The following is a 12,419-nucleotide window of genomic DNA, read 5'->3' as shown; positions in this document are numbered from 1 at the left end:
TGGGCAAGCGATGGCGCTCGACGGCTTCCACGAATCGCTATCGGGCTACCGCGAGACGACGCTGGCAGGCCTGCTCTCGGCGGTGCCGAAGCGGGAACCGCAGCGCTATCTCTACGAGCCGGTGAGGTCCTACCTGTTGCGCACGGGCAAGAGCATCCGGCCCGCGCTGTGCATGGCCACCTGCAAGGCGTTCGGCGGCGATCCCGCCCACGCGGTCGCGTCCGCCACGGCGATCGAGATGCTGCATAACGCGTTCCTCGTCCATGACGACATCGAGGACGAGAGCGAGCTGCGTCGCGGTCTTCCGACACTGCATGCCGAGCACGGCGTGCCGATCGCGATCAACGCGGGCGACATGCTGACCGCCCTGAGCGTCCGCATCCTGCGCGACAACCTGCCAACGCTGGGGCCGACGCTTTCGCAGCGGGTGTACGACGAGTTCGAGCACATGATGCAGCAGTCGCTCGAAGGCCAGGCGATGGAGCTCGGCTGGGTGCGCGACAACCGCTGCGACATCACCGACGAGGACTATCTCCGGATGGTCCTCAAGAAGACCTGCTGGTACAGCTTCATTCATCCGTGCCGTATCGGCGCGCTCATCGCCACGCGGGACGGCGTCGACCTGGATCGCTTCAACCGCTACGGCTACTTTCTCGGCACGGCATTCCAGATCCAGGACGACCTGCTCAACCTGACGGGCGACGAGCAGCGCTATGGCAAGGAAATCGGCGGAGACCTGCTGGAGGGCAAGCGCACCTTGATGCTGATTCACCTGCTGCGGCATCTTGATGCCCGGGAGGCCAATCGCGTGACCAGCTATCTCGGCCGGCCGCGCGAAGCGCGATCGACACAGGAGACGCGCTGGATTCTGGAGCGCATGCGTTCGGCAGGCAGCCTGGAGCAGGCGCGGAAGGCGACGAAGCAATTCGCGGGCGCCGCGCTGTTCGAGTTCGCACAGGCATTTCGCGACGTTCCCGAGTCGAACGAGAAGAGGTTCCTGAACCAGGTCATCTCCTATATGGTGAGCAGGGACCTTTGACCTGCCAACTGCCGCTGCGAAGGGAGTGCATGTGCAAGACGAACTGCGATTTCCCGAAGAAGTACCCGGCGCCCCTGGGCTGTCGCGCGCCGGCCCCTCTCTCGACCAGGCTGCTGCGTTCCTGCAGCGGCTGACACCGTTTCCGAATGCCGGATCGGTGGAGCCCGCGTCGCTGCTTCCGATGCTCCTGCAGCGGGGTCCCGCCGCCTCGAACCCGATCCAGGAGGCGGCCGCTGCGGCCAGCGAACCGGCGCCTTCGATCGTGTCGCAGGCCGCAGCGGTCCTCGATGAGGAAATGGCGAAAGGCGTACTCGCCGCGCGCGGTGGCGCGGCAACGCAAGGCGACGCGAACGCTGCGCATCCGGTATTGCGACAGATGCAGGACTTCGTCGAGAACCTGGCGGCGGCCTGGCCGAATCTGCAGGGCAGCGTTGCGCCAGCGGTGCCCGATGCGCATCAGCCATCGGCAGCGTCCAGCCACGTCGAGCCGCTGGCGCGGCTGAAGCCGCGCGCAGGCGTCAAGCCCGGCGAACGGACCACCATCTCGATGACGCTGCGCAACAGCGAAAGCCGGCCCGTTCGCCTGGTGCCCGCGGCCACCGACCTGCTCGGCGCGCGTGGCGGCCGCATCGCCGCCTCGCTGCTCGAGTTCACGCCTGCGGAGATGGCCCTCGCGCCGCAAGAGCAGAAGGAACTCGTGATCTCGGCCACCATCCCGGCCGACACCGCCCCGGGCTGCTATTCGGGCCTTCTAGTCGCCAGGGGCCTGGACTACCTGCGCGCGCTCATGACGATCGAAGTGGCCGGCAACGCGGTTGCCTCCGCGCCGCGCCCGTCGCCGCAACGCGCCGCGATCCCGGAGCGCATGGCCGACGGCTTCCCGATGTCCCGCAAGCTCGGCGGTGCGGACGGCGGCCCGATGATGCAGGAAGCGCTCCACCTCGCCCGCGATGGCGAGTTGGGGAATTCGGATGCGATCCGGCTGCTGCAGACGCAACGCCGCCCCGAAGACATCAGGGAGGTGCTCGCCAGGTTCGACCGCCAGTTGACGCCCGAAGCCAGAAGCAAGCTGACGCTGGCGGCCTTCGCGCCTCTGCCCGAGGGAGTCGACAACCAGCGCTACGAGCCGATCTTCGACAGGTACCCGATTTCAGGAAGGACCTATACCACCGGCGGCGGCTCGGTGGTCTTGAGCGAAGTGCAGTACTACAACGGGGAGATGGTGCAACTCCATGGCGTCTGCGCGAACGTGGCGGCGGTGCGCGAAGCCCTCGCCGGAAGCGGCTACAAGCCGATGACGATGAAGCACGCCGACGGCCGCGAAAGCGCCATCGTGCAGTTCTGGTCGCATCAGCTTTCGGACACCTCCCTGCGGCCTTACAACGCGATGTTCCTGATCGTCGTGGCGGTCAGCGACGACACGCCCGCGTCGCAGGCATGCATGCGAGCCGACGGGAGCGGTGCATCGAGCGTGCTGCCGATGCTCGATGGCCACTACGATCCGGGCCGGCGCAGCTACGAGAACCGGGCGAGCCTCTACTTCGTGCGGCTGCTCGATTCGACGCGGGTGGCGATCGACGTCGGACGCGAGCGGATGGGCACCGACAAGCGCCCCGGCACGATCGAGCTCACGCGCAACGGGCAGCAGCGCACCTTCTCGGTCAGGGACGGTGCCGGTCGCGCGGTCGCGCGGATCTGCTTCACGCCCGCCGAAGATTCCCGTGCCTTTGCTGCCGATCTGGCCAGGGCGGCGAGTACTGCGGGAATCGCCCTGCGCGAACTCCCGCGCGGCACGGAGTGCATCTATCCCGGCGTTGCCCGCATCGGCAACGGGCCTGTCTCCGAGTGGCAGTGGCGCTCGGACGTCACGCCGCGCTTCCAGCCGGTGCAGCCCGACACCGCCGTCTTCGATGCCGGTTCGGAAGAGGGCCAGACGCTGATCCGCTGGGGATTCGAGCCGAAGGTGCTGGGCTACATACCCAACGTCCGAGGCGTGATCACCGGAATTCCTTAGCATTGCTCGTGGCGTCCGCCAGTTCGGCGAGCAAGGCCTTGGCCTCGATCAGGTCCCGCGTGTTGAAGCCTTCCGTGAACCAGCTGTAGATCGGCGCCAGCAGATCGTGCGCTTCCCTGCGCCGCCCCTGCGTCTTCCACAGGCGCGCCAGGGAGGTTGCGGTGCGCAGCTCCCATGACTTCGCCTTTTGCCTGCGGGCCCAGTCGAGCGAGGAGAGATAGCTGCGCTGCGCACCCTCGAAGTCGCCCTTGAGCGTCAGCATCCAGCCCTTGAGCCGCAGGATCTCCGCCAGGTGGCTGCGCTCTTCCCAGCCGACCCGTGCGATCTGCTCCAGCATCGCATCGACCTGCGAAAGGCCGCCGACCACATCGCCGCTCAGCGCAAGCGCCTCGCCCAGACGCGCCCGGATGTAGGGGCTGACGGTCTTCGCGCCGCTGCCCTCCCAGAGCTGGATGCCCTTGCGCATATGCTCGATCCCCTCGGACAGCCGCCCCTGCTGCGCGAGGCTGATGCCGCTGCCGAGAAAGGGTGCGAGAACTTCCGAGATGAACGGCAGGCCGGCGTCGCGGGCGAGCTTTTGCATCGCGTCGTTGCGCGCGTACTGCTTTTCGGGCTCGCGCCGGTAGTGGAAGACCCACGCACCCAGCGTCAGCGCGAAGCAGAGGTCGAACGGATGGCCGATGCTCCGCGCATGCGCATCGCGCTCTTCCACCAGCGCAACGGCCTTGTCCGGATAGCCCAGTATCCAGAGCACCTGCGAGAGGTAGATCCCGGCGAGCGTCTTGGGGTCGTGGTTCATGGACTTCACGATCTCGCCGTGACGCTCGCGAACGTAGCGCTCCAGGATGGCGTGTGCGTGCCGCTCCACCACCGACGGATTGCCCAGCCAGAGATTGGTCACCATGACCGACATGTGCCCCACCAGCAGCAGCTCCTCGTCGCCCGACTCCTCTCCCGCTCGCAGGAGCTCCTGCGCCCAGACCAGCGATTCGGCAACCGGCCCGACCGACATCAGCTGCACCCACAGGCCCCACAACGTACGAGCCAGCAGCTTGGGCTGCCGGCTCGCTCTCGCCAGCGGAAGTGCGGGCTTGAGCACGGCCGCGAGCTGTGGCTCCGGCCAGCCGCCGTAGGCTTCCCACGCGGTGCTCAGGAGAACCCGGCACTCCAGTTCGAGCTTGTCGCGCACCGCCGACGGAGGCAGCGATCCGATCGCACCGAGCCCGGCCTGCAAGTGCGCGATGGCCTCCGTCACCGCCATGCGACCGAGTGCGTTCCGGCCCGCCTTGAGCCAGTACGCTGCACCCTGCTCGAACGACTCCGCCCGCGTGTAGTGCTCGGCGAGCACTTCGGGTTCGGTCTGCTGGCGTTTCGGCATGCGCTCCTCGATCGCGCGCGCGATCTCGATATGCAGCTGCTGCCGCCTGCGCCTGAGGAGCGACTCGTACGCCGCGGCCTGAACCAGCGCGTGCTTGAACGTATAGGTGGCGTCCGGCGGGGTCCCCTTTCGGAACGCCAGCCCCGAAGCGGTCAGGCGAGACAGCATGTCGGCGAGCTCGGTCTTCGAGCGCGGCACCACGGCCGCGATGAGCTCATAGCTGAACTCCCGCCCGATCGCCGCACCGATCTGCGCGATCTCCTTGAGCGGCATGTGGCGGTCCAGCCGGGCCATGAGCGAATCGCGCAAGGTCAGCGGGATGTCCGTGGTGCGGGAGGCGCGCAGATATTCGTAGTGACTGCCCACGTCCTTGAGCTGGCCCGACTCGAGGATCGACTTGGTCAGTTCCTCGACGAACAGCGGCACGCCTTCGGTCGTCTGCAGGATCCGTTCGACGAGGTCCTTCGGCAAGGCCTTGTCCCCGGCAAGCCGCGAAATCATGGCGTAGCTTTGCCCGCTCGTGAGCTTCCTGAGGTGGATGACCTCGACATGCTCGTGCGCCGCCCAACGATTCTTGAACTCCGGACGGTGGGTCAGCACCATCAGCAACGGCATGCGCTTGACTCGCTCGACCAGCAGGTCCAGCACCTCGAGCGAGGTGGCGTCGGCCCAGTGCGCATCCTCGAGAAAAAGCACGCTGGGCCGCTTGCGAGCGACCGCCTCGGCAAAATCCACCAGCGTTCGCAAGGTTTCGTCCTTGTGCTTCTGCGGGGTCAGGGCGAGCGGTCCGTAGCGGGACTCGCAGGGAATCGAAAGGATCGAGGCAATGAAAGCCACGTCCGCCAGCGGCAGACCGTGCTCCTCCACGATGAGCGTTTCCAGTTTGTCGAGCTTGGCGTCGGGGGCCTCGTCGCGTTCGAACTTCAGCGCCCGCTCGAAGTAGTCGATGCTGGGCCAGAAGGCGCTGTTGACGTGGTAGGGCGAACACTGGAACCGCAGCGCTTGCACGCCCTCCTCTTCGAGACGCGTGCGCAACTCGCTCAGCAGGCGGCTCTTGCCGATGCCCGGCTCACCTGAAAGCATCACCACCTGGCCTTCCCCCAGGGTGGCGCGCTGCCGTCGCTGGAGCAACAGGCCGATCTCCTGGGCACGCCCCACGAGCGGCGTGAGGTGTTCGCCGCGGTTGGCCTCGAAACGGCTCGCCGCAGCGCCCACGCGCAGGACTCGCCAGGCGCGCACGGGTTCGGCGATCCCTTTGAGCGCATGCGTGCCGAGATCCGCGACATCGAAGGTATCGCCGACCAGCCGCCGGGTGCTCGGTGCGATCACCACCTCGTCGGGACCGGCCAGAGCCTCCAATCGCGCGGCCAGGTTGGGGGTCTCGCCGACCGCGAGCTGGGCTTCCGCGTCGTCCGCCCCCGAAACCGCGCCCACCACGACGGTACCGGTGGCCACACCGACATGAACGGCGAGCGGCGGTTCCGCGCGCACTGCCTTCACCGCTTCCACGAGCTCGAGGGCCGCGCGCACGCTGCGCTCTGCGTCGTCCTCGTGGGCGCTGGGCCAGCCGAAGTAGGCCATCACGCCATCGCCCCGGTACTGCGCCACCTGCCCTTCATAGCGCGCCAGTACTTCGCCGGCCACCCGCCGGTACTCGACCATCAGATCGCGCAATTCCTCGGGGTCGAGGCGCTCGGACAGTTCGGTAGAGCCCACCAGGTCGCAGAACATGACGGTGAGCTGCCGCCGCTGTGCGCTCTGCGCGCCGATCGATTGTTGGACACCGGTCACGATCTCTCCGTTCATGCCGATTTCGCTAGGGATTCGGCGGCGAAACAGCCCTTGGTCCGCCGCATTATTGATCGGGTTAGGACTTTATTCTTAGACGACAGGGGCGAAAACAACTTTGTCGGCACTTGCGGGAATACCCGCACAGCAAAACCCCAAATCTTGCCTACATTGCTTGTATGCAAGAAAGCGGATGTCTTGCATGCAACCCCAACACGGAGAGCCTTCATGCCCCGATTCGCCAAATCCCTTTTCGGTCAGGTCGTCATCGCGCTGGTGCTCGGCGTGATCGCCGGCCTCTTCTTTCCCGACTTCGCCATCAAGCTCAAACCGCTCGGCGACGGCTTCATCAAGCTGATCAAGATGATCATCCCGGTGCTGGTGTTCTGCGTGGTGGTGCACGGCATCGCCGGCGCGGGCGACCTCAAGCGCGTGGGCCGGGTCGGCGTCAAGGCGCTGATCTACTTCGAGGTGCTCACCACCGTCGCACTGGGGCTGGGCCTCTTGCTCGCCTTCGTGTTCGAGCCCGGCGTGGGCATGAACGTCGATCCGTCGAAGCTCGACGCCAACGCCATGAGCGCCTATACGTCGACCGCCGACAAGCTCACCAGCGGCGGCACGGTCGAGTTCATCATGAAGCTGATCCCCACCACGGTGATCAACGCCTTCGCCACCGGCGACGTGCTGCAGGTGCTGCTGTTCGCGGTGCTCTTCGGCTGCGCGCTGACGCTCCTGGGCGATCGCGGCAAGCCGGTCGCGGCGGTGGTGGATGCCACGGCGCTCGTGATGTTCAAGATCATGGGCATCATCATCAAGCTCGCACCGCTCGGCGTGCTCGGCGCGATCGCGTTCACCGTGGGCCAGTACGGTATCGGCTCGCTCAAGCAGCTCGGCGCGCTGGTCGGACTGTTCTACGTCGCGGTGTTCCTCTTCGTGTTCGTGGTCCTCGGCATCGTGATGCGGCTGTCGGGCTTCAGCATCCTCAAGCTGCTGCGCTACCTGCGCGAGGAACTCACCATCGTCTTCGCGACCACCTCGTCGGACAGCGTGCTGCCGCAGATCATGGGCAAGCTGCGCCACATGGGCATCCGCGATTCGACGGTCGGCCTCGTGATCCCGACCGGCTATTCGTTCAACCTCGACGCCTTCTCGATCTACATCACGCTGGCCGCGGTGTTCATCGCCCAGGCGACCAACACGCCGGTCTCGATGACCGACCTGCTGACCATCCTCGCGATCGCGCTGGTCACCTCCAAGGGCGCGCACGGCGTGCCGGGCTCGGCGATCGTGGTGCTCGCGGCGACGCTGCATGCCATTCCGGCGATTCCCGCGATCGGGCTGGTGCTGGTGCTCTCGGTCGACTGGTTCATGGGCATCGCCCGCGCTTTGGGCAACCTGATCGGCAACTGCGTGGCCACCGTCGCGATCGCCGCCTGGGAAGGCGATATCGACCGCGAGCGGGCGCATGCGGTGCTCAACGGCACGCACTCGCCCGAGGACGAGCCGCTGCGCGAAGCGGACACGGCAGAATCCCCAGCCGTCGTCCAACCCGCGAGCTGAACACCCCCATGACCGACGTCACGCCCACCACCATCGCCGAGCGCGTGGTCGAAGCCATCCTCGCGCAGAAGCTCGCGCCCGGCGAGCGGCTCGGCGAGCAGGCGCTGGCGGAGAACTTCGGCGTCAGCCGCACCATGGTGCGCGAGGCGCTGATGCAGCTGCAGGCGCGCGGCTTCGTCGAGGTGCAGTCGCGCCGCGGCTGGTTCGTGGTGGAGCCTTCGGCCGAGGATGCGCGCGACGCCTTCGCCGCGCGCCGCATCGTCGAGTCCGGCATCCTCGCCGAAGCCGGCCGGCCGCTCTCGAAGGTGATCCGCAAGCTGCGCGAACACATCGCCGACGAGAAGCGCGCCATCGCCGGGGCCGATGCGGCCACCCGCGCCTTCCTCTTGGCCGACTTCCACGTCTGCCTGGCCGACCAGATGGGCCACCGCCTGCTGTGCGATGTGCTGCGCGACCTCACCGCGCGCACCACTCTCGCAGCCACCCTCTTCCAGTCCAAGCACGAAGCCGACCAGTCCTGCGCCGAGCACGCGGCCATCGTCGCCGCGCTGGAGGACGGCGACACCGCCCGCGCCCGCCAGCTGATGCTCGACCACATCGGCAATGTCGAAGAAGCCCTGCAGGTCGAAGCCGCCGCCGACCCGACCGAGAACGAACGCCTGCGCGCCACGCTGGCGCCCGTTGCGCTCCCCCGCAGCGCGCGTTAGCGCCTGCCGGGGGGAGAATCGCCGGGCATGAATTCCCCAGCCCTCCAACGCGCTGTTTTTCTCTTCCTGCTGGCGATCGTCACGCTCGCCTTCGGCTGGATCCTTCTCCCCTTCTTCGGCGCGGTCATGTGGGCAGTCGCGCTGGCGATCCTCTTCACGCCGTTCTACCGCTGGGTGGTCATCAAGGTGAAAGGCCGCCGCAATCTCGCGGCGCTCATCACCCTGCTGCTCGCGATGGTCCTCGTCATCATCCCGCTGGTGGCGATCATCCTCGCGCTGATCGACGAGATGGCCTTCGTCGCGCAGAAGGTGCGATCCGGCGACATCAGCTTCGCCGGCTACTTCCAGCAGATCGTGCACGCCCTGCCCAACTGGGCGGTCGAGCAGCTCAACCGCTTCGGTCTCACCAACATCGAGGCATTCATCAGCCGCTTCTCTGCCTCGGCCCTGCGGGGCAGCCAGATCATCGCGACGCGCGCGGTCTCCATCGGCCAGAACGCCTTCGAATTCATCATCGCCTTCGGCCTGATGCTGTACATGCTGTACTTCCTGCTTCGCGACGGCCGCGAGCTTTCGAAGACGGTCCGCGCGGCGCTGCCGCTCACCAGGGCGCACACCAATCACCTGTTCGCCAAGTTCGCCGCCGTGATCCGCGCCACCATCAAGGGCAATGTCGCGGTCGCCGTGGTGCAGGGATTCATCGGCGGCGTGACCTTTTCGTTCCTCGGCGTGCAGGGCGCGCTGCTGTGGGGTTCTCTGATGGCCTTTCTCTCGCTGCTGCCGGCCGTCGGCGCGGCGCTGATCTGGATACCGGTGGCGATCTATTTCCTCGCCACCGGCGCCGTCGTGAAGGGACTGGTGCTGATCTTCATCGGCGTCTTCGTGATCGGGCTGGTCGACAACATCCTGCGGCCGATCCTGGTCGGCAAGGACACGCAGATGCCCGACTACATCGTCTTGATGTCCACCATCGGCGGCATCGCGCTCTTCGGCATCAACGGCTTCGTGATCGGGCCGGTGATCGCGGCGCTGTTCATGGCGGCGTGGGACTTGTTCGCTTCGTCGAACGCGGAGGAAACGCCGCCGCCGCGCTGACCCTCATCCGCGATCGCCGAGCCACCACTGCTCGCCGAACCGCCCCTGGAGGAACGCGACGAAGGCAGACACCTTGCCCGGAACCAGCTTCGGCGACGGAAACACCGCGTGGATTTCCTGCTCGGCCAGCCCGTGGTCGGACAGCACTTCGACCACCTGCCCCGACACGAGCGAATCGCTCGCCACATAGCGCGGCATCAACGCGATGCCGAGGCCCGCGCGCGCGGCCGCCAGCACCGCCGAGACGTTGTTGGAACGCAGCCGCCCCGACACCGGCACCGACACCGCCTCCCCCTTGGGCGTGTGCATGTGCCAGACGTCATCCCCCACCACGCTGCTGTAGATCAGCGCCACGTGCGCGCTCAGGTCCTGCGCCTTCTTCGGCGTGCCGTGCTTCCTGAGATAGTCGGGCGCCGCGACCATCACCCACGGGTTCATGCCGAGATAGCGCGCGCCCAGCGATGAATCGGCCAGCTTGCCCATGCGGATCGCCACGTCGATGCCCTGCGCGACGAGGTCCACGTAGCGGTCCTCGAAGCTGAGATCGACCTGCACCTGCGGATGCCGCGCCATGAACTCGAGCGCCAGCGGCACGATGACACGGCGGCCGAATGCGGTCGAGGTGCCGATGCGCAGCAGCCCCTGTGCCTGCGACTGCTGCAGCTTGACGATGCTGTCGGCCTCCTCCGCCTCCCGGACGATGGATTTGCACTTCTCGTAGTAGAGCGCGCCCGCCTCGGTCAGGCTCACGCCGCGCGTGTTGCGGTTGAGCAGGCGGGCCTTGAGGCGCGCCTCGGTGGCCGCGACCTGCTTGGTCACGGTGGGCTGGGTGGTGTTGAACTCGCCGGCGGCCTTGGAAAAGCTGCCGGTTTCCACCACGCGCACGAACATCTCCATCGCAAGCAGTCGGTCCATTGACGCATGGTAGCGCCAGCTATTCCGCCACGGAATAGGCTTTATGGCCCTCAGGCGTCTTCTGCCGCATGCCCCCTCTTCCTACAGTGGAGTCCATCCCAAGGAGACTTCAAATGGCAAAGATGACCGCGGCCCAGGCCGCCGTGCTCGTGATGGAAAAGGAAGGCGTGACGCAGGCCTTCGGCGTCCCCGGCGCCGCCATCAATCCGCTGTATTCCGCGCTGCGCAAGCAAGGCAGCATCGCCCACATCCTCGCGCGCCACGTCGAAGGCGCATCGCACATGGCCGAGGGCTATACCCGCGCCGTCGCCGGCAACATCGGCGTGTGCATCGGCACCTCGGGCCCGGCCGGCACGGACATGATCACCGGCCTCTACTCGGCCTGGGCCGATTCGATCCCGATCCTCTGCATCACCGGCCAGGCCCCGCGCGCCCGGCTCTACAAGGAAGACTTCCAGGCGGTCGACATCGAGTCGATCTCCAAGCCGGTCACCAAGTGGTCGGTCACGGTGCGCGAGCCCGGGCAGGTGCCGCAGGTCTTCCAGCAGGCCTTCCACCTGATGCGCTCGGGCCGGCCGGGCCCGGTGCTCATCGACCTGCCCTTCGACGTGCAGATGGCGCAGATCGAGTTCGACATCGACACCTACCAGCCGCTTGCGGCCTACAAGCCCGAGGCCACCCGTGCCCAGATCGAGAAGGCGGTCGCAATGCTCAACGCCGCCGAGCGCCCGCTGATCGTGGCCGGCGGCGGCATCATCAATGCCGATGCGAGCGAGCTGCTGGTGCGTTTCGCCGAGGCGACCGGCGTGCCGGTGATCCCGACCTTGATGGGCTGGGGCACCATCCCCGACGACCATCCGCTGATGGCCGGCATGTGCGGCCTGCAGACCAGCCACCGCTATGGCAACGCGACGATGCTTGCGAGCGACTTCGTGCTCGGCATCGGCAACCGCTGGGCCAACCGGCACACCGGCTCGGTCGAGGTCTACACCAAGGGCCGCACCTTCGTGCACGTGGACATCGAACCGACGCAGATCGGCCGCGTCTTCACGCCCGACTTCGGCATCGTCTCGGACGCCAAGGCGGCGCTGAAGCTCTTCGTCGAAGTCGCCGAGGAGATGAAGGCCAGGGGCCAGTTGCCCGATCGCGCCAAGTGGGTCGGCGAATGCCGCGACCGCAAGAAGACCATGCTGCGCAAGACCAACTTCGGCGACGTGCCGATGAAGCCGCAGCGCGTGTACCAGTGCATGAACAACAACTTCAGCCACGACACCTGCTACGTGAGCACCATCGGCCTGTCGCAGATCGCGGCGGCGCAGTTCCTGCACGTCTACAACCCGCGCCACTGGATCAACTGCGGCCAGGCCGGCCCGCTGGGCTGGACGATTCCGGCGGCGCTCGGCGTGCGCGCCGCGGACCCGAGCCGCAAGATCGTCGCGCTCTCGGGCGACTACGACTTCCAGTTCATGATCGAGGAGCTCGCCGTGGGCGCCCAGTTCAAGCTGCCGTACATCCACATCGTGGTCAACAACTCCTACCTCGGCCTCATCCGCCAGGCGCAGCGCGGCTTCGAGATGGACTACTGCGTGCAGCTCGGCTTCGACAACATCAACGCCGGCGAGGACGCGGGCGTCGAGCGCAGCTACGGCGTGGACCACCTCAAGGTGGTCGAAGGGCTGGGCTGCAAGGGCATCCGCGTCACCAAGCAGGAAGAGATGACGCCGGCCATCCAGCGCGCCGAACAGCTCATGGCGCAGTTCAAGGTGCCGGTGGTGATCGAGGTGATGCTGGAGCGCGTGACCAACATCGCGATGGGCACCGAGATCGATGCCATCAACGAATTCGAACCGCTGGCGGAAAGCGTCGCGGACGCACCCACCGCGATCGCCGCCGCGATGCTCGACTGATTCCCGAGGAGACAGA

The 12,419-nt window shown here is 66.8% G+C and carries 8 protein-coding genes; 6 read left to right on the top strand and 2 right to left on the bottom strand.

Features of this window, described 5'->3' with window-relative positions; translation table 11 throughout:
• The first annotated feature begins 10 nt into the window (after positions 1-10).
• Positions 11-1,039, top strand: a complete 1,029-nt coding sequence (locus VAR608DRAFT_RS22320; RefSeq protein ID WP_088956053.1) for a polyprenyl synthetase family protein — start codon at positions 11-13, stop codon at positions 1,037-1,039.
• Between the two features lie 31 nt (positions 1,040-1,070).
• A complete protein-coding gene (locus VAR608DRAFT_RS22315; RefSeq protein WP_088956052.1) occupies positions 1,071-3,053 on the top strand; it encodes a COG1470 family protein in 1,983 nt (660 codons plus the stop codon).
• Here VAR608DRAFT_RS22315 and VAR608DRAFT_RS22310 read toward each other — a convergent pair.
• On the bottom strand, positions 3,037-6,237 hold the full coding sequence (locus VAR608DRAFT_RS22310) for an AAA family ATPase (protein WP_088956051.1): 3,201 nt from the start codon (positions 6,235-6,237) through the stop codon (positions 3,037-3,039). The genes VAR608DRAFT_RS22315 and VAR608DRAFT_RS22310 overlap by 17 nt on opposite strands.
• 210 nt (positions 6,238-6,447) lie before the next feature.
• Between VAR608DRAFT_RS22310 and VAR608DRAFT_RS22305 the strand changes: the two genes are divergently transcribed.
• From VAR608DRAFT_RS22305 to VAR608DRAFT_RS22295, 3 genes are read left to right on the top strand one after another with little or no spacing between them, the layout of a single operon-like run.
• On the top strand, positions 6,448-7,779 hold the full coding sequence (locus tag VAR608DRAFT_RS22305; RefSeq protein WP_088956050.1) for a C4-dicarboxylate transporter DctA: 1,332 nt from the start codon (positions 6,448-6,450) through the stop codon (positions 7,777-7,779).
• Positions 7,780-7,787: 8 nt separating this feature from the next.
• Entirely contained in the window at positions 7,788-8,486 is a 699-nt protein-coding gene (locus VAR608DRAFT_RS22300) for a GntR family transcriptional regulator (protein ID WP_088956049.1), read from the top strand.
• Positions 8,487-8,513: 27 nt separating this feature from the next.
• Entirely contained in the window at positions 8,514-9,581 is a 1,068-nt protein-coding gene (locus VAR608DRAFT_RS22295; protein WP_088956048.1) for an AI-2E family transporter, read from the top strand.
• Positions 9,582-9,584: 3 nt separating this feature from the next.
• Here the strand turns inward: VAR608DRAFT_RS22295 and VAR608DRAFT_RS22290 are convergent, their stop codons facing one another.
• Positions 9,585-10,496 carry a LysR family transcriptional regulator gene (locus tag VAR608DRAFT_RS22290; RefSeq protein WP_088956047.1) on the bottom strand — a complete coding sequence of 304 codons (912 nt, stop codon included), beginning with the start codon at positions 10,494-10,496 and terminating at the stop codon, positions 9,585-9,587.
• A gap of 113 nt (positions 10,497-10,609) precedes the next feature.
• Between VAR608DRAFT_RS22290 and gcl the strand changes: the two genes are divergently transcribed.
• Positions 10,610-12,403 carry a glyoxylate carboligase gene (gene gcl, locus VAR608DRAFT_RS22285; RefSeq protein ID WP_088956046.1) on the top strand — a complete coding sequence of 598 codons (1,794 nt, stop codon included), beginning with the start codon at positions 10,610-10,612 and terminating at the stop codon, positions 12,401-12,403.
• Positions 12,404-12,419 lie beyond the last annotated feature (16 nt).

The organism is Variovorax sp. HW608 (genome assembly GCF_900090195.1).
In the GTDB taxonomy this organism is placed as follows: domain Bacteria; phylum Pseudomonadota; class Gammaproteobacteria; order Burkholderiales; family Burkholderiaceae_C; genus Variovorax.
The sequence above is the reverse complement of the archived record's forward strand: the minus strand, read 5'-3'. Positions and strand labels throughout refer to the sequence as shown.